The 19,542-nt window shown below is 52.4% G+C and carries 12 protein-coding genes and 1 rRNA gene; 12 read left to right on the top strand and 1 reads right to left on the bottom strand.

All coding sequences use genetic code 11. The annotated features are described in order from the left end of the window. The first annotated feature begins 10 nt into the window (after positions 1-10). Both rrf and LBW89_RS20385 read left to right on the top strand, forming a co-directional pair. Positions 11-127: ribosomal RNA gene (gene rrf, locus LBW89_RS20390) — 5S ribosomal RNA — on the top strand. A 336-nt stretch (positions 128-463) separates the two neighbouring features. Then, on the top strand, positions 464-970 hold the full coding sequence (locus LBW89_RS20385; protein ID WP_148457817.1) for a GNAT family N-acetyltransferase: 507 nt from the start codon (positions 464-466) through the stop codon (positions 968-970). A gap of 101 nt (positions 971-1,071) precedes the next feature. Here the strand turns inward: LBW89_RS20385 and LBW89_RS20380 are convergent, their stop codons facing one another. Further along, positions 1,072-3,336, bottom strand: a complete 2,265-nt coding sequence (locus tag LBW89_RS20380; protein ID WP_148457816.1) for an FAD-dependent oxidoreductase — start codon at positions 3,334-3,336, stop codon at positions 1,072-1,074. A 148-nt stretch (positions 3,337-3,484) separates the two neighbouring features. Here LBW89_RS20380 and LBW89_RS27750 point away from each other — a divergent pair, with 148 nt between their 5' ends. The 10 genes from LBW89_RS27750 to LBW89_RS20330 all read left to right on the top strand — a co-directional run bounded on the left by LBW89_RS27750 (position 3,485) and on the right by LBW89_RS20330 (position 19,541). Continuing rightward, positions 3,485-4,303 carry a helix-turn-helix domain-containing protein gene (locus LBW89_RS27750; RefSeq protein ID WP_148457815.1) on the top strand — a complete coding sequence of 273 codons (819 nt, stop codon included), beginning with the start codon at positions 3,485-3,487 and terminating at the stop codon, positions 4,301-4,303. Positions 4,304-4,409: 106 nt separating this feature from the next. Beyond that, entirely contained in the window at positions 4,410-6,728 is a 2,319-nt protein-coding gene (locus LBW89_RS20370; RefSeq protein WP_225040114.1) for an FAD-dependent oxidoreductase, read from the top strand. A gap of 89 nt (positions 6,729-6,817) precedes the next feature. Further along, entirely contained in the window at positions 6,818-8,659 is a 1,842-nt protein-coding gene (locus tag LBW89_RS20365) for a sensor histidine kinase (protein ID WP_225040112.1), read from the top strand. Then, positions 8,637-10,160: a helix-turn-helix domain-containing protein gene (locus LBW89_RS20360; protein ID WP_170287204.1), complete on the top strand. Its 1,524-nt coding sequence runs from the start codon at positions 8,637-8,639 to the stop codon at positions 10,158-10,160. Before LBW89_RS20365 ends, LBW89_RS20360 begins: the two co-directional genes overlap by 23 nt. 157 nt (positions 10,161-10,317) lie before the next feature. Then, complete coding sequence (locus LBW89_RS20355; RefSeq protein ID WP_148457811.1) at positions 10,318-13,587, top strand: fibronectin type III domain-containing protein; 3,270 nt, start codon at positions 10,318-10,320, stop codon at positions 13,585-13,587. Positions 13,588-13,764: 177 nt separating this feature from the next. After that, positions 13,765-14,688, top strand: a complete 924-nt coding sequence (locus LBW89_RS20350) for an ABC transporter permease (RefSeq protein WP_148457985.1) — start codon at positions 13,765-13,767, stop codon at positions 14,686-14,688. Continuing rightward, entirely contained in the window at positions 14,682-15,542 is an 861-nt protein-coding gene (locus LBW89_RS20345) for a carbohydrate ABC transporter permease (RefSeq protein ID WP_148457810.1), read from the top strand. The genes LBW89_RS20350 and LBW89_RS20345 overlap by 7 nt, the downstream gene beginning before the upstream one ends. 63 nt (positions 15,543-15,605) lie before the next feature. Further along, positions 15,606-17,132 (top strand): extracellular solute-binding protein, encoded by a 1,527-nt coding sequence (locus LBW89_RS20340; RefSeq protein WP_148457809.1) that lies wholly within the window; start codon positions 15,606-15,608, stop codon positions 17,130-17,132. Positions 17,133-17,319: 187 nt separating this feature from the next. Further along, positions 17,320-18,105 carry a hypothetical protein gene (locus tag LBW89_RS20335; protein ID WP_148457808.1) on the top strand — a complete coding sequence of 262 codons (786 nt, stop codon included), beginning with the start codon at positions 17,320-17,322 and terminating at the stop codon, positions 18,103-18,105. 224 nt (positions 18,106-18,329) lie between these two features. Then, the gene (locus tag LBW89_RS20330) at positions 18,330-19,541 is read left to right on the top strand and encodes an ABC transporter substrate-binding protein (RefSeq protein ID WP_148457984.1); all 1,212 of its coding nucleotides are present in this window, start codon (positions 18,330-18,332) and stop codon (positions 19,539-19,541) included. Position 19,542 lies beyond the last annotated feature (1 nt).

Genomic DNA, 19,542 nt, shown 5'->3' with positions numbered 1-19,542 from the left:
AAAAATCATGTTTGGTGGCGATGGCGGAGGGGTTCCACGCGTACCCATCCCGAACACGACCGTTAAGCCCTCCAGCGCCGATGGTACTTGGACCGAAGGGTCCTGGGAGAGTAGGACGCCGCCAAGCAACTGAGAAAGAGCACTACCGTATGATGCGGTAGTGCTTTTTTTGTTTGTTAAAAGCGAAATACCTGCAAATCTGCAGGTATTTCCGAGCGTTATTGCCTCGAAATTCGAAAAAGATGCAAAAGTGCAGGAATTTTCGGCCCGTACGGCCGAATCGGGCTCCTACAGCAAAAAAGCCTGCACATTTGCAGGAATTCAACGCTGCTCACTAAAACCACGTAGCATCTACTTGGCAGGCACGTTGCGACCCGCTTCATTTGTTAGAGTTTAATCATTGTGCTAGAATGGTTAGGTCTTAAAGGTGCAGAGGAATTACGGATGAAGGATGGTAGATCATATGGAGTTAGTTATCGAGAAAGTAAGTACGGCGGCTGAAATTTCAGTATTGGCGGAGTTGGCCTCGGAAATATGGCATGAATATTACGTTAGTATTTTATCCGAGGAACAGATCGATTACATGGTGGACAAGTTCCAATCTACGCCCGCCATTACGGATCAAATCCAAAATCAAGGGTATGAATACTTTTTCTTGAAAGATAAAGGGGAACCTGCCGGTTATATAGGTGTTAAGGAAGAGGAGGGAAAGCTGTTTTTAAGCAAGCTATATGTACGTAAAGAACATCGCGGGAAAGGCTACGCCAGCAAAGGAATGGAATTTCTCGGGGAGGTATGCAAACAACGGGGGCTTGGGCACATTTGGCTTACGGTAAATCGGTATAATGACGACACAATAGCGGTTTACACCAGAAAAGGCTTCAAACCGGTTCGCACACAGGTGGCGGATATCGGAAATGGTTATGTGATGGATGATTACGTGATGGAAAAAGAAATTCAGTTGGCTTAAGTATAAAAATATAAAATAACAGAAGCAACTCCCAGGAAAGGATACAAGCGATGCTATCCATTCTTTGGGAGTTGTTTAGGTTCGTCATTTGTTAGGGAAAATTACCTGCCGAACGATGATGTGGGGTAGACGCGGATTTCGACGACCTCCGCCCGCGGGGAGCCGTTGGTCGACTCCACAATCAGTCTCAGGGAGGATGCCGAGATCGGGTGGTCAAGCCGATGGATGTTTTTCCGTCTCCTGTTGTTTTTGCGGTTAACGATTTCTATGGTCCCCAAGGGCGTGTGGGCTTCGATCCGGTAGTCCTTCACAAGTTCGGGGATGACCTGAAACGGTGTACGATGATGATGGAGGTTGATTAAATCCTCATTGACATCATCCTGGAAGGTCAGATGAATTTCCCGTATTGAAACTTCCTGTTCCCATTGAAGCTCGATCCAAGCGGCCTCTCCCTCCGCCAACGGTTCGGATACCCAACAGTGCGGTCCGCCATAGGGGCGGTTAAACCCGTCAATCACTTTGTCGGGATCAAGAGCGCGGCCAGTCGGCAACCGAAAGCAGAGGGGACGCCGGGAAAAGGGCCCCGCACTCCATTGCTGGACAGGCTGGGGAGGCTGACGATCACCGTATTCGGCGGACACGACGGGGGGCTCTCCTTTTTGGAAACAAAGCACGCCGGTTAAAGGATGCGACGATGTAAACAAGGCAACATGCGGATTAGCTTTAATGACGATAAAAGCGTTGGATGCTTCCTCCGGCGTCCAATCCAGCGGAACTTGAACCCATTCCGGCTCGCCGGGGCGAAGTGGGATCTCAACGTGTTGCACCGCCGTATGAGGAACATAGTTTTCTTTCCTGCCCGTCGTATAGAGTTCCGCAATCAATATGGTGGCTGCGGAACACTCCGTCAAAAGCTGCAAGTCCGTTAAGCGGCCATCAACGGGAACAAGGATCCCGAAATCCGCCTCTAGTAAAATGCGTTCAAAGGGTCCGGAAGGCGCATAGACAGCGAGTGTGGAAGAGGCGCGAACGGCGGCTTGAGAGGCCAGGTCAGCCGGGTCATCCGCCTTCAACCCGATGATCGACGCGTCCTGGCGAAGCAGCATCCGCTGCAGCTCGGCCAGATGGAGCCTCCCCAGTTTCCGCGGCGTTACTGATTTGGTCTCACATAATGCCGCGGCCGTTCCGGCCGCCTCTCCCAAAATGGCGCAGGTGGCCATTACGCGCGTTGTGCCGAATGCAACGTGGGAGGCGCTGATATTCCTTCCTGCAAACAGTAAATTATTGACGTTGACGGAATAAATCGAACGGAAGGGGATATGATAAATGCCATCCGCAAACCAGTGCTTGGAGCCCTGTTCCTCCGCGTAAACGCCGCCGGGAGGATGGAGATCGATCGACCAGCCGCCAAACGCGATGCGGTCCTCGAAAGGCCGCTGAGCCAAAATGTCGTGCTGTGTCAACGTATAATCGCCAATAAATCGGCGGTATTCGCGTTTACCGGGGAGGCTGCCGACCCACTCCAGCGTCAGGTTCTCGGCTGCGAAGTTTCCTGAATTTTTGATGTAATCCCAGATCCCATAGATAACAGCCCAAAGTTCATCCCGGATCCGTTCGTTATCGTGGACCGTATCCAATTCGCCGCCCCATTCGATCCACCAATAAGCACAACCGTTATCGCCGCTGCGAATAATTCGCCGAAGCGGAATGGAGGTTTGCGTAATATCCTTGGCGAACGAAGGGGGGATAAAGCGAACCGGTTCACCGGCGTCCTTCGTATAGAACAGCAGCGTACTGCCCAAGGTGATCGTATCCGCCTTTTCCGGCGCCCACGGTTCACCGAACTCGGACGTGGACTCCCGGCCGATTCGGTACTTGGCCCCGGCTAGCGCACCAACCAGCCCATCCCCGGTACAATCGAGAAACAAACGGCTGCGAAACTCAATTTTTCGTTCGGAGCCCATCATCCAGCCCGTCACACTCTGAATGTTCCGGTCCTCCTCCGGCCCTTCGGCATGCACCTCATGAACGTCCGTATTCAAGTACAGCGAAAGATGAGGCTCCGCCTTCACGGCCTCCAGAAGTGTAAGATCCCACAGGTATGGATTGCCCTCCATGTTCCGGAACTGATTTTCGAGGAACAGTTCCCCCATGATGCCCGTTTCCCGGGCATACCGGTTGACTCCGTGTCCGGTCGCGCCGCAAACCCACACTCTCACTTCACTGCTGGAATTTCCCCCTAAAACCGGTCGATTATGAACCAACGCTACGCTCTTCCCCAGCCTGGCCGCGGCAATGGCGGCACATATACCGGCAAGGCCGCCACCGACTACGGTGATATCCGAGGTGACAGTCTCATTTTTCATGGCGAACAACTCCTTTTTTACGATCGATCACCGCTGTATGACAATAGTTAATTGTCTTTAATTTCATAGTAATAAATTGTGTTTACTATAAAAATGGCTTAAATTACAATAAACATATCCAAAATTTCAAAAAGGGGTGAAATGGAAGGTGGGGCAAGGAGGCGCATCCGTTTCAATTACGGGCTACCGTTACTGGGATTTCAAGCGTCAGTTTGCTTTGGAGCAGGATCGGAATGAAGACTGGGTGATGTTTGCCTTGGAAAGCGGGAGCATTTCCTATGCGGTCGGTTCAGACTCAGGTGAAGCCGGAGGAGGGGAAGCAATCATCTGCCCGCCAGGGGTATGGTTAAAACGCAAAGTGTTGAAACCGGTCTCTTTTCATTATGTATCATTCCGGTTAAACGGGCTGTCCGACCAGGCTTCGACACCGGCTCAAGAGGGGGATGACATGCTTCGGGCTTTAACATCGAGGTGTCATATCCGTTTTATGGACAGGGAGCGGTTTTTTTCGAATTTGCGCTTGATGAGAGAGGCGGACAAACTGGGGAAGAACGAGGCGGCACGATGGCGCCATTATGGATTTGCCGATTTGGGTATGCAGGTCTTTTACCAGAGTTTTATAAAAAATAACAAGCCGATCTCGACCGATACGCAAATAGAGGAAGCCATAACCGAACTGAAAAAACTAGCCGGCGCCCCCCTGGAAATCCGGCAGGTTGCCGCGCGCTACGGAATGTCGCCGGTTCAGTTTATCAGGCGCTTCCGTAACGCCACAGGCCAGACTCCCCTTGAGTACGTGACGGATTTACGAATCGGCAAAGCCTGTCTCCTGCTGGAAGAGACGGAGGATACGCTTGATACGATCGCGGAAAAGTGCGGATATGAGAGCGGTTTTTATTTGAGCCGGGTTTTTTTGAAGCAAAAGGGGGTTCGTCCCTCGGAGTATCGGCGGTCCTACAAAGTTTAACTAAATTTGTTCACCCTATCGAATAGATTTGTTGACGGATGTTTTCTCCCCCATGGACTACACTCATAGAAGGAACAGACGGTTAAGTGAGGATGGAGGGAAATCGGTGGTACAAACCAGACAGGAACATTACGATATTGTGGTTTGCGGCGGAGGTTTGGCCGGATTTTGCGCGGCCGTGGCAGCCGCAAGGCTCGGCTCTACGGTATGTCTGATCGGGGATCGTCCCGTGTTCGGGGGTAACAGTTCATCTGAAATTCGCGTCACGCCGCATGGTGCGGCGGCTTTCCATGCATATGCCCGGGAGACGGGGATTATTTCCGAGCTGTTGATCGAGGAACGGTCTGTCAATCACGAAACGATTCGGGAGAACGGGTGGACGAACAGTGTTTGGGATATGACTTTATATCATATGGCTGTCAGCACGCCAAATTTGACGTTTTATCTGAACACCTCCGTAACCGGGGTGCAGATGGACGGATCGCGAACGATTCGAAGCGTGACGGCGAGGATGACCGGAGCGGAGACCGAACTTAGGATCGGCGGCCAAATTTTTATGGACTGCACGGGTGATGGGGTTGTCGCCGATGCGGCCGGTTGCGAATGGAGATGGGGCAGTGAAAGTAGGGAGGAGTTTGAGGAACCGCACGCGCCGCTGGCGGCAAGCAACGACACCATGGGCAGTTCCATTCATTTTAAGGCCCGAGATATAGGCAGGCCGGTTCCGTTCAAGGCGCCGGAATGGACGGTGCGGTACGAGGATCCCGCATTTTTTGCCGGTCAGGGAAGGCATTTTTACGAATTGGAATCGGGCTATTGGTGGATTGAGATCGGCGTGCCGTGGAATACGGTGTACGACCAAGAAAAAATCCGTCACGAGTTGACTCGCCATACGCTGGGCATTTGGGATTATATCAAGAATCGGGATCCGATCTTGAAGGAGCGTGCCGCTCATCTGGCGTTGGACTGGATCGGCCAGGTTCCGGGCAAACGGGAAAGCCGGAGAATCATGGGACGTTATCTCATGACCGAACACGATCCGGCCGGCAAAACGGTGTTCCCGGATGAAATTGCTTACGGCGGATGGTTTATCGACTTACATACGGCCGGGGGACTGTTAGCGGGGAGCGCGGAGCCTTCCAGTGCGGAGGGCTACAAAGAAACGACGGAATACGCGGTCAAAAGCTATTGTGGTCCCTACGGCATACCGCTGCGCATCTTGCTCGCCAAGGATGTGGACAATTTGATGATGGCGGGGCGGAACGTCAGCGTCACCCACGCCGCATTGGGAACGGTGCGAGTCATGGCCACCACGGCTCTGATGGGGCAAGCTGCCGGAACGGCGGTGGCTATTGCCCTACGTCAAGGGATCGGCGTGGCGGAAGTAACGGAGCGATGTATCGGCGAGGTGCAGCAGCAATTACTCCGCGACGGCTGCTTTCTTCCGAATGTCCGGGGCTGTGATCCCGAGGATCTGGCAAGGCGGGCCCGCGTGACGGCCAGCAGTTCGGAACCGGTGCAAGGGGCGGGGCCGGACAGTCTCGATCCGACCGGAGGCTTTATTCTTGGCGACAGGGAAGAAAGGCGGCGGTCGAAAGAGCCGCTGAATCACCGGCGCGGTCAATGGATTGCCGTCGGTCCGGAAAGAATCCGCTCTCTATCGGTATGCTTAACCAATGACTCGGGCTCAGAACAAACCGTGGCCGCGGAGCTTGTGGACGTGGAGCACATATGGGATTATCGCAGCCGGGGATCGGCCAGGCTCGCCCAAGCGGAGTTGGTCGTTCCTCCGGGAAAAAAACAATGGATCCGATGGGAGTTATCTCCCGATGAAACCGCGCTCATGCGGCCGGGGCGTTATATCCGTCTTGATTTGCTGCCCTGTCCTTCGGTGGAGTGGCACATCGCGGGAACCGTCATTCCCGGGCATACCTCTGCTTACGAAATGGGCGACGGCCGCATGCGAAGATATCGGGACGGCGGCACGCTCAGCTACCGGGTAACCCCGCCGCAAAGCTGCTTTTCGGCGGAAAACGTGCTCTCGGGAATCACTCGTCCCTACGATTATACGAACCTTTGGCGCTCCGATCCTGCGGATTCCATGCAACCCTGGATGGAGATGGAATGGAAAGAAGCGCAAACCATCAGCATCATCGAGGTGACTTTTCCGGGCCACCTGTTGCGTGAATACCATAACTATCCACCGTTCTATCGCGATCCTCAAACGGCGAAGGACTACTGTATCGAGGTCTGGAACGGAGATGGTTGGAGGGAAGTGGTGCGTGTGGAGGGAAACGTTCAATGCAAAGTTCGTCATAAACTGGATGAGGCGATTTGCATCGATAAATTGAGACTCAGCATTCTGGCAACCTGGGGGGATCCGGCCGCAGGGGTGTATGAAATTCGTTGTTATGGCTCGCAATAAAAAAATACGTTCTTCCCGTAATACCTGCCTGTGATACACTAGGGCTAACCGCAGCAGGTCATAACTAGACAGGGGAGAGGAGTTTGGGCTTGAACTGGAACTGGATTTCGGCCATATTTAACCGTCTCAGTTTAAAACATCGCTTGTTTATTTCCATCTTGCTCTTCGTGCTGATTCCGGCAACCATCGTGCAAATCCATAGCATTACCCGGCTGGAGACGATGATGAAGGATAATATCGCGGAGCAAAATATCGGACAACTGGATTCGTTGAAGAATAGCCTGGAAAATCTCCGGCTCGGTGTTCTCGGATCGATGCTCCAATTGGAACGCGACCCCGAAGTAGTCCGGATGCTTCGGACTCCGGGAGACATGAAAGAGGAGGACCGCCGGCTTTTTTTGCAAAACCGCTTATTGAGCGTTAAACAAGGTCTCATGAATGCCGTTATCCCGGTTAATATCACATTAGCCGATCTGTCGGGGCATGTTTATACTTCTCTTGAGGAGGGGACCGAAAGAATGGAAGCGGCGGAGATAAATCCTAACGGGAGTTCGGAGGCGACCGATTCGCTTTTTGACGGAGGTACTTTTCGGCGGTTGCTGTCTACGGAGGAACCTTACTTCTGGACGGTCCATGCGCCCGAAGACAGATATGAGAGCACATTTCCGCCCTCCGAGCTCTTTTCCCTTTACGGAAAACTGCAAACCCCGCAGGGGGATACCTTCGGCTATATCCGCATCAGCTTGGATATCAAATCCTGGATGAATTCGATTACGGGCGGCTTTTTGATCAAGCAGAATTATTATTTGCTGGACGGACAGGGCAAGCCGATTCTATTGGAGGCGGACGAATCGGAGGCGAATCGTTTGCAAACGATGCTTCCCGCATTTAAGAAAAATCCGAGCCGGTATTTCACCGATGCTCAGGATCAATATATGTATAACGGTGTTTACATGCCGAATATGAATTGGTACATGTTGAATCGCTTTCCCCTGGAAGCGTTATCAGGGAATGTGTGGTCCATGAAACGGCAGGTTATTTTTTCTTTCCTGTTGACGGTTATCGTATTTATGCTGGTTACCTATGCGATCGTGTCTTCCATTCTGCGGCCGTTACGTCAGTTACAGCGCAAAATGACGCAAATGGCGGATCAGTATATGCATCTTCACCTGCAGGAGTCCAAATATAAAGGCGAGACGCGGGAGCTGGCGAGATCCTTCAATCAAATGACGGACGACATTCGCAAGCTGATCGCCACTTTACGGGCGGAGGAGCGACAAAAAGAAGCTTTGCGCTTTCAAATCCTGATGTCGCAAATGAATCCTCACTTTTTGCTGAATACTTTAAACACCCTGAAATGGAACGCGCGGAGCCAAGGGGATGCGGGAACCTACGAGATTTGCCAAAATCTCGGCAGACTGCTGGAATGCGGTCTGAATACCGAGGTGGATCTGGTTCATTTGAAGGAGGAAATCCGCCTGGTGGAGTCCTATCTTTATATCCAATCCTTCCGTTACGACCATACCTTTCAGTCGGAGATCGAGATGGAGGAAGGGCTGGATTACGCGTTAATTCCGAAACTCAGCTTGCAACCGCTGGTGGAGAATTCACTGCACCACGGTTTGATTCATATGCGCGAAGGCGGCCGCATTTTCATACGGGTCGCCAAGGAATCGCGTAAATTGAGAGTAGAAATTCTGGACAACGGACAAGGTCCCGCAGCTACGGAAGCCATGCGTCCACCGGGAAGGCGGAGGGGAATCGGAATCAGCAATCTCAAGGAACGTCTAGCCCTGTTGTACAAAGGCGAAGCTAGCTTGGAGCTGGTTCCCGCCAACCCGGGAATGCTTGCGGCGCTTGAAATTCCCTTGCTGATATCCTCACCCTATGATAAGGAGGAAGCCCGACATGTGGAGTATCCTGCTCGTTGAAGACGAACCGTTTGTGAGAAGAGCGATCCGCAACACGATCCCGTGGGAACAACACGGATTTACCATAGCGGCCGAGGCCGCCCACGGCTTGGAGGCACTGGAGCAAATGGAGACGGTGTCGCCGGATATTGTGATCAGCGATGTGCTTATGCCCTATATGGACGGTATCGAGCTGCTTCAGCAGGCGAGAAAACGAGGGAATGAAGCGGCGTTTATTATGCTAACCTGTGCCGGTGAATTTGAATATGCCAGGATGGCGTTGGAGTATGGGGCCTCCAGCTATATTTTGAAATTGTCGATGGATGACGACAAGCTGCTGGAAGCTTTGAACAAGGTGAAGAGCCGACTTCAGCGACAGGTCGAGGAAAGGGCGAAGTTGAAGTGGGAGTATCTGGAGGAACGCCTTCCTTACTTATGGAAAAAAGCTTGCGGTAAAAAGCTATCCCCGATGGAGGCGGGAAAACTAGCCGAGTTAAACATGCATGAGATCGGGAACAAACTTATCCTTCTGACCTGGCTGGAGCGTGAAAAGGAGTTATCTTGCGAACAGGCGGGGGAGATGCTGGCTGACGAAAGGCCGGGTTCATACCGCATCATGGCCTACAGGGCGATGGGGGTCAACACCTTGCTCATTTGTCCCGGCGATGCGGCCGCTTCTTCCGCTTTGACCCAAAAGTTGAATGGCCGTACTCCAAACTTTACGCCGCTGTGCCGTACGGTCTACCTGGAGCAAAAAACGGCGGACGATGTCGCAGGGGAATGGGCTCAAATGTTGCGGGAGCTCGACCGCTATTATTATTTCGGGTGCCGTACGGCGGTTAACGGCGGATATCCGATCGATCTGCAGGACGAATACCCCGCGATTCCTTGGGAATTGGAGCAAGAGATCCTGCACCGTTTTGCCAAGGCTGCTGTCAACGAATGCGCGGAGAAGCTTAAAGAGTTATGGTCCTTCATGGAGACCCATTTGCTGCCTATGGTACAAGTAAAGGAAACGGCCGAGCGGCTGGACAGACTTTTTGCCCGCATTAGCCGCAAACCGTTACTTTCCGGCGCGGAAGAGATGTTGCTGTGTACCCGTCATCAAGCCTTGTTCGAGTGGCTTTCGGAACGGATGATCCGGTATTCCAAGGGAAGGACCAGGCCGGCATTGGAGGAGACGGACCATAAAGAAATTAACCGGGTGATCCATTATGTACTCGAGCATTTCGACGAGGATATCTCGCTGCAAGCCATGGCCCAACGAGTGAACATGGATGAGAATTACTTGAGCGGACTGTTTAAAAAGAAGACCGGCCAGACGTTCATCGGTTACCTTCAGCAGGTTCGGGTGCAGGAGGCCAAGGGATATTTGGAGCAAACGGACCTGACGGTGGCCGAAATTGGCGAGAGATGCGGATTTGCCAACCCCAGTTATTTTTTTAAAATATTCAAGAGGTGGACGGGGCTGCGGCCGAGTGAATACCGTCTAGCTCTAAAGCGTGAGGAAGCCGGGCTATGAGCCCGGTTTTCACGTCTTTACCGCGATCGGCAGCAGGGAGAATAGTGTAATTCGTTCATTCAGCAAAACAGATTTGTTGATTATGGACCGGAAGAGGGTCTGATATCATGCGTTTTGTAAGCGCTTTATATTATTTTAGAAAAAGGAGGCGCATCTTATGCGGCGAAACGACGGATCAAGGCGAATAACGGTGCTGCTGGTGTTTATGGTGATTTTCACGTGGTGTTCAGGCGGTTTAATCGACCCGCCTCTAATCGCCGCGGCGGGCAAGGAGGATTCGGAAGAAGGGGGATATACATGGGGGCAAGTACCGATCGGCGGAGGAGGTTATATTACCGGGATCACGATTCATCCGCAGGAGCCGGATCTGGTCTATATCCGTTCGGATGTAGGCGGGATTTTTCGGTGGAATGAAGAAACCCGCAGCTGGAAGCAGCTGATTGGTGAAGCGGACCGTCAACATGCCAATTTGTACGGTGGGGAGAGCCTTGCCTTGGATCCCTCCAATCCCGATGTTGTTTATGCCGCTTTGGGAAGGTACGATTACCTGACGCCCAGCGATGTTTACAAGTCGACCGATCGGGGCGAAACCTGGACCCCCACCGGTCTGAAAGCCGGAGGCAAAGACGTAAAAATGTCGTCCAACGGCCAAAATCGGGCGGCCGGCGAACGGTTGGCCGTGGATCCGGACAACGGCGACATCGTTTATTTCGGTTCCCGTTATGACGGTTTGTTCCGAAGCAGGAAGGCGGCTGAGCCTGGAAGCTGGGCACGGGTTGATTCATTTCCTTCTTTGAACAATCAGCCGTATGGAATCAGCTTTGTGCAGTTTGACCCGTCTTCGGGCAGCGGAGGGACGGGGAGTTCCGTCCTGTACGCGGGTGCGTACAATTACGGGGTCTATGTTAGTCGTGATTCGGGGGAAACCTGGACGCTGCTGCCCGGCAGTCCGCAAAAACCGAACCGTGCCGCCGTTACGAAAGAGGGAACCTTATATGTGGCACATGGACAGGGACTGTCCAAATTTGAAAATGGGGCATGGACGGACATTACGCCGACGGAGGAGAAAGGCCAACCGTTCGGCTCTATCGCCGTGGATCCGGCGGATTCGAGCACGCTGCTGTCGGCTCGCCGGCAGGACGCGCACGGCAATCCGATTTATCGCTCGACCGACGGCGGGGCCCATTGGGCCAAATTGCAGGTCAGCCGGAATTCGCTGGTCCCCTGGATGCCCTCCTGGCACTGGTCGTCCGCCACGTCCGCGCTGGCTTTCGACCCTTTTCATCAAGGCCGGGTTTGGATGACGGATTGGTATTATGCGTGGAGGACGGAGAACGTCAACGAAGTTCCTTCCCAATGGAGCAACCCCGCCAAGGGGCTTGAGACGGTAGTCAATGTGGCGAATCTCGTGAGCCCTCCGCTCGGTAACCGGGTTCTGCACAGCGGGATCGCGGATAACGGGGGCTTCGACCATCGTTCGCTGGAGAGCTTTCCGGAGTCCACTTACTTTACGTCATCCGGCGGCATCAAGGAGCTGACCACCACGGGGATTGACGTTTCCGCATCCCGGCCTGACTTTGTGGTTCGTGTCGGCACGTATGGATGGAACGGAGACGGCAGGAGCGATCCGGGCGGCGGCGGGTATTCAACCGATGGAGGCAACACTTATACGGCGTTTAAAACCCTTCCCTTCAAGGGAGTTCAGGGCGGAAAAACCGCGGTTTCGGCTACCTACTCCAATAATGCAGTGTGGATGCCGCAGAAAGGCTCGGTACATTATACGCTGGACCTCGGCAACTCCTGGACCAAGAGCGCGGGACTACCGGAAGGCATGATTACAGGAGACCATATTTTTGCCGGTTATTATCAACCGCTGGCTTCCGACAAGGTGAAGGATGGAGTTTTCTATGCTTACGACTACAAGAGCGGGAAGTTCTTTCGCAGTGCAAATGGGGGGAGATCTTTTGAAACGGTTTCCAATTTATCTTCCCAACAAACCCCATGGCATAATGTTCAGGCAGCTCCAGGGGTTATGGGCGAGGTTTGGATAAGCCTGAATGACAAGGGCTTGTTTCGATCCGGCGATGGCGGAGACCGATTTGAGCGAGTGGACAAGGTGGAGCAGGCTTATCTCTTCAGCTTGGGGAAAGCGGCTCCAGGTCGGTTGAATCCGGCGGTATTTGTATACGGTAAAGTCTCGGGCTTTCCGGACGAGGCGATTTACCGATCCGATGATATGGGAGCCACTTGGGTTAAGGTTAGCGTTTCCGATCCCTTCCCCGGCAATGAGCCGAACAGTATGGCTGGAGACATGCAGGTCCATGGCCGGGTATATGTCGGTACCAACGGGACCGGAATTTTGTATGGTGAACCGAGCAAGCCTATTCAGCTTCCGGAATTTAACGACGATAAGGCGCCAAAACCGCCAAAGCGCCTGGAAGTTAAAGCTAAAGGAACCACGTATCTGGATTTAAGTTGGGACACAAGTGTGGACTCGGAATCAGGGATTCGCGGCTACCGTATTTCCAATGCGGCGGGTCAAACCCTGGCTGAAACTTATGGAACCTCATATAGCTTTTCCGGCCTGGAGCCCGATACTAAGTATACCTATTTCGTCCAGGCGGTAGATTTGGCCGGCAATTTATCACAAGCTTCCAAAATTACCGCCAAGACCGAATCCATGGACGTTACCCCGCCGCGGACGCCGCGTGGTTTTCAGGCGGAGGCTCTGTCTTACGCCAAAATAAAACTGACCTGGAACGCCCCTGGAGATGTAGCTATCGCGGGCTATCATTTGTACCGCTCGACCGAGCCCGCATTCGTACCCGGGCCCGCGAACCGGATCGCTTACATGCTGCAGGGCGACACCCATTTGGATACGGATGGGGTGGAGGCGGAGACGGCCTATTTCTATCAATTGACCGCCGTGGATTTGTCCGGGAATGAATCGGCGCCTTCCGGAGAGATTCGGGTGGAAACGCCGGCGGATCAACGGGTTGACATCATCGTCGATAATCGGGATTCCGGCTTTTCCGTGGACGGTCTTTGGCAGAGCAGCACGTATTCGGCCTCCAGATACGGAGAGGATTATTTGCATGACGGAAAAGCGGCCGGAAAGCGGGCCACATGGGTCCCTAACCTGCCACAGGCCGGGGAGTACAATGTCTACATGCTTTGGAACGCCTCACCGAATCGGACGTCCAAAGCAGCCGTGGAGATTTCGCATCAAGAAGGAAGTGAAACCGGGTTAACCGTAAACCAGATGAATAACGATAATCAGTGGGTATGGCTCGGGAAATATCGGTTTGGAGAAGGGACGGGCGGCTCCGTCACCATCCGAACCGCCGGTGACGAAACGACGATTGCGGATGCCGTCAAATTCTCTCTCGCCGCGCATGATCCTTTTGGAGAAACCCATGCGCGATAAACAAATAGAAGGCGAATTCCGCTAAAAACAGAAATATGTGCATGACACTGCTGAGAAATGACAATATCGGCGCTGATCCCTCTTTCGTTATGATGGGAGTATATAACGGAGAGGAAGATGGTGAGTATGAAACAGCACGTCAATTTACACGCACATTCACCCCGGTCCGCCGGGAACATGCCCGGACAGCGGCTGCGCAGGCTCTCGGCGGAGATTTGGAAAATGAGAGCGCTGTATATCATGTTGTTGCCCTGTCTGATTTGGTATTTTATTTTTAAATATCTTCCCATGTACGGGGTTGTGATTTCATTTAAGGATTACAATTTTGCGGAGGGGATATTCGGGAGCCCATGGGCGGATCCATGGAACAAGCATTTCAAGATGTTCTTTGAATCCCCCTATTTCTCCCAACTGTTGACCAACACGCTGTTAATCAGTCTTTACAAGCTATTGTTCGGGGTATTTCCATCGATTATTCTGGCCATCGTCTTTTTCGAATGCCGGGTGGGCTGGTTAAAACGCTGGGTTCAAACCTTGAGTTACATGCCGCATTTTCTGTCCTGGATCGTCATTTACGGTATCTCCATCGCCTTTTTGTCGGAGACTACAGGACTCCTTAACCGATGGATCACGGAGACGGGAGGAAGCGCCATTCCGTTTCTGAACGGGACGGAGTGGTTCCGCAGCATCCTGGTTTTGACGGAAATCTGGAAGGATCTCGGTTGGGGGGCGATCATTTATCTGGCTGCGATCAGCAGTATTGATCCTACGCTGTTTGAGGCCGCCAAAGTGGACGGAGCCAGCCGGTTGAGAATGATTTGGCATATTACGCTGCCCGGAATCCGTAACGTCATTATATTACTGCTCATTCTTCGGATAGGGAGCATTTTGGACGCGGGGTTTGAACAGGTTTTTGTTTTCTATCATCCAAGGGTGTACGAGGTCGGCGATATTATCGATACCTGGGTGTATCGGACCGGCCTGGAGCAAATGAATTTTAGCCTCGGCGCGACCGTCGGCCTGTTCAAATCGGCGATCGGGTTCGTTCTGGTGCTTGGAGCAAACAAGCTGGCCAAAAGATGGGGGGGAAGCATATGGTAACCAGCCGGTCGGATAAATGGTTCAATGCCGTTATATATGTCATCTTGGTTCTGATTGCCGTAGCCGCTGTATTTCCGTTGCTTTATGTGATCTCGATGTCGCTGACCCCCTACAGTGAGGTGGTTAAAAACGGCGGTTTTATCGTACTGCCCCGTAAAATCTCTTTTGAGGCTTACGAACGTATCTTTGCGGACCCTGCATTGGGACGCTCGATGTTAGTGACCGTAATCGTTACGGTTGGCGGCACGCTCGTCAATATGATTTTTACCACGTTGGCCGCTTATCCACTAAGCCGCCGAAATTTGCCGGGACGCACTTTTTTTCTGCTGTACATGGTATTCACTATGTTGTTCAGCGGCGGTTTGATTCCAACTTATCTGGTCATCCAGTCCCTGGGCATGATCAACACGCTGTGGGCCTTGATCATCCCGGGCGCGATCGCTACGTTTAACGTGCTCATTTTAAAAAGTTTCTTTGAGACATTGCCGGAAGAACTATTCGAATCCGCACGGATTGACGGAGCCAGGGAATTCCGCATCCTGTGGCAGGTGGCCATTCCGCTGTCGCTGCCCTCGATGATGACCGTCGGTTTGTTCTATATGGTCGGGCACTGGAATTCTTTTTTCTCGGCGGTGTTGTACATCACGGACACGGACTTGAATCCGCTTCAGGTCGTGATCCGAAATATGCTGCTGCTGACGCAGTCCAGTGAGCTGCAGGCGGAAATTACCGTTCCTACAGCCGCGATGCAAATGGCGGCGGTCATTGCCGGCAGCCTTCCGATCATAGCGGTGTATCCTTTCATCCAGAAGCATTTCACAAAGGGCATGCTGCTGGGGGCAGTGAAAGGTTAAACAAGGGCTGTTGGAATTGAAACCGGGTTGCGGTATTTTAAAACTATAGAGGTGGGACGATCCATGAAAAGAAATCGAATTTGGTCAGTATCTTTGGTTGTCGTTTTGGCGGCGACGCTGCTAAGCGCATGTGGAGGAAAGGAGGAAACGAAAGATAACGGCTCCGAAGGAGCTAAAGCGTCCGGCTCCGTTAAGATCAATGTATCCCAAGTCAGCTGGGGAACGAATCTGCCGGCCGGCGATTTTGTAAAAAAAGAGCTTGATGCCAAAATGGGCATCGATTTGTTGCAAACCTTAGTGGGGGACCAGGCGGATTACGAGAACAAAATCAATGTGCTTGCCGCTTCCAACAACTTGCCTGACTTGTTTATGGTGACCGGTAAGCCTCACCTGCAGAAACTGGCGGAATCGGGCAGCCTGCTCGATTTGACGCCATACCTTGAAAAAATGCCCGATTACACCAAGTTTGCCGGCAACGATGTGATCAAAAAAGGGCTCGTTTCGGATAAACAATATGCGCTGCCGAAGGCGGGGCAGGCCGTCTCGTACACCTATTGGATCCGCAAGGACTGGCTCGACAATTTGAAGCTTCAGCCGCCTGCAACCGTGGATGAATTGCTTGCTGTAGCGAAAGCGTTCACGGAGCAGGATCCGGACCAAAACGGAAAAAATGACACTTTCGGCATCACGGGCACCAATTTTCAAACCTTTGATCCCATTTTCGGCGCCTATGGCATTACTAATATTTATGAGGGTTCCAAGCTGTTTGTGGAAGACGGCAAAGTAACGAATACGCTGTATCACCCGAAAATGAAAGAGGCGCTGGCGACGATTAAAAAATTTGTGGATGCCGGAGTCGTTGATCCGGAGGTCGTGAGCAACAAAGGGACGATGGCGAAGGATAAGGCGTTCCAAGGCAAAGTGGGGATTATCAACCTGGACTGGGCGCAGATCATTAAGGACGATCAGGTTGCGGTATGGAAGGGGGCCAATCCCAAAGCAGAGTGGATTCAGCTCAGTCCGCCGAAAGGACCGGACGGAACGCAGAATTCCAATTCCATCAACATCGGGGCTACCGGCGGTTTGTGGGCCATTCCGAAACGGCTGGAGAAGGAGCCGGAGAAGCTCGACAAAATTTTGGAGCTGATCAATTACCTTGCAACGCCGGAAGGCGGACGTCTCGTGCAATTCGGCTTGCAGGATGTTCATTATACGTTGAACGGCGAGCAAGTGGTCATCACGGACAAAGGAAAGCAGGAGGCCGGGTTTACGTGGTTGTACCAATTTGCCGGGCGGGAGGAGACGGAGTATTTAAAAACGAAGTTCGCCGCCCAAGCCGAGTACATCGAATTTGAGGCAAACCTGCCCAGAATTCAGACGCTCGATGGTTATGTCCAAAGCCCGCCGGGGTACAATGCGGCGGATGCCAACCGCTTCGTGGAGGAGGAAATGATCAAATTCGTATACGGCAAAAGCGGCTTGGACCAGTACGATCAATTCCTCAATACCCTTGAGAGCACCTTTAGTTATAAAAATTATATGGATTCCGCTTTGGAACAGTTGAAGGAACTCGGCTACGGTAAATCATAGAATGTATGTTCGTGAATAGAATTGACATCAATTCCCTTTTCAGGTATATTAGCTATAAATCATAACGGAACGAGCGAGAGAAGCACCTCGCAGGATTGGCTGAATCAGCCTGTCTTGCGGGGTGTTTTTGCGTTTTGGGCCCTGTTGTGAAATGAATGAATCCACATTTGAAGAAGGAGTGTTTCGGATGAATTTGAACAAAGGATTATGCCGGTGGACCCTGAAGTTCCTGCTAACATTGGTCTTATTAACAGCCGTCATGCCGGTTGTCGGCATGTCGACGGCGAGAGCGGACGGTTGGGAGGAGGCGCTGCTGACCGTGGACACGCTGCATGACAGCTTCTCCGCGCTGGAGAGCCTGATCAAGCTGGAGAAGCTGGATACCCAGACCCTTCGGAAGCAAAACAACGACCGATTGAAGGCGATTCAGACCAAAATCAAAAATATCGATAAGGGTAAACTTGAGCAATTCAAGGCAAGCTATGATCAGGCGCTAAAGAAACACGCTCCATCACTGGAACAATACAAGACGTTGACGAAACAGGCCGCGGCCGCAAGAAAAACGAAGGACGCGAAGAAAGCCGCGCTGCTTGACTTGAAGCGGAACAATCTTAAGCCTGCGGTCGACGCGGCCAAGCTGGACATCGCGAACCGGAAATCGGCGCTGACGACGGCCAAGAAGCAGGCGGCGGCCAAGGCTAAAGAAATCAGAACGTCCTTGGCCTCAATTCAGCCTCTTAAGAAACAGATTGCAGCCGAGAACAAGCTGATTAACCGGACGAACAAAAACAAGTCGGCGGCGGAGAAACTATACCGTGCCGCGATTAAGAAAGGAAACGCGGTGATGGCGGCGGCGCAGATGACGATCATGTACGCCGAACTCGGCAAGGTGAACCAATCGCAAAAGAAAATCCATGCTTGGGAGAAACAAATCGAAGGTTATCTGAAAGCGGCCGAGTCCAAACTCCCTTAGCCGCCCGATGCTTGTCGGAAGAAAACCGTATCTGAAACGCTCGCGGTTGACCGCGGGCGTTTTGTCATCTGCCCCAAGGCCCTTATTTAATTTCCGTGTTTAGCGTAAGTATGGAAAAGGGTACTAATCATAGACTAGAGGTTTCTTGCTGACATGCTTCAATCCGACGAAACACAAAGGAGGAATTCCAATTGAGAAGGTTGCGCAAGACGCTTTGCCTGGCGATGGCCTTGTTGCTTCCGGGGTCGCTTCTGACATCCTGTGGCGGAGGAGAATCCGATGCCGGGAAAGTGCGGATCGAGTTTTTTCAAAATAAACCCGAGGCTAAAGCCTCCTTCGACAAACTGATCGCGAAGTTCAATGCCGAGAACCCCGGCATTGAGGTCACCCAGGTCAATCCGCCGGATGCTGAAACCGTTTTATTAACCCGCGTCGTTAAAAATGATGAGCCTGACATCGTCGGGATGGGGGCCACGGATACATTTTCGGTTTTGTCGCAAAGCGGGATCTTCGAGGATTTGACGAATCAGCCCCTATTGGAGGGTGTAAACCCCGTATACGTCAAGCAGCTTACCGACGTTTCCGGTATGCGCGAAATTACCGGCGTTCCGTATGCGACCAATGCCAACGGCATTATGTACAACAAGCAAATTTTCCGCGAGTTGAACCTGCAGGTTCCGAAAACCTGGGATGAGCTCATTGCCACGGCGAAAGCGGTTAAAGAGGCGGGCATCATACCTTTCTATTTTACATATAAGGATGATTGGCAGACGAATTTGCCTTTTAACGCGCTCGGTCCCAACCTCGTAGGGAATGATTTTTTTCAAGCTCGACGGTCCGGTGAAACCACCTTCAAAGAAAACTTCCGGGAAGTGGCCGAGAAAATGCTGGCCCTGCTCGATTATGGCCATAATGACAATTTCGGCAAAACGTATGCCGACGGAAACCGGGCCTTCGCGCGAGGGGAAGCGGCCATGTACATCCAGGGAACCTGGGCGATCCCGGAACTGCGTAAAACGAATCCGAACCTGGAGCTTGGCTTCTTTCCGTTTCCAACCGGTAATAACGCGGACCAAGTCCATCTGGTTTCCGGGGTGGATACTTTGTTAACGATCACGAAATCCTCGGAGCATAAAGAAGAGGCGGCCCAATTTATCGAATTCCTGCTCAAGCCCGAAAATATTGGCCAATACATTGAGGAGCAAACCGCTTTTTCCGCGGTGGAAGGCGTGGAGCAGAAGGACCCGGCGGTCGCCGAGCTTCAGCCTTATTTCGAGCAAGGGCGATTTGTCGATTTTGCCGATCACTTTATTCCGCAAGCCGTTCAACTGAACTCGATCGTCCAGTCGTTCTTGCAAAACGGCAATATCGATGATTTTCTCGGCACGCTGGACCGGGAATGGGATAAAGTGGCGAACCGCCGGCAAACCCATTAAG

The sequence above is a fragment of the Paenibacillus sp. alder61 genome, from assembly GCF_020179875.1.
Lineage (GTDB): Bacteria > Bacillota > Bacilli > Paenibacillales > Paenibacillaceae > Fontibacillus > Fontibacillus faecis.
This window is presented reverse-complemented; position numbering and strand designations above follow the sequence as displayed.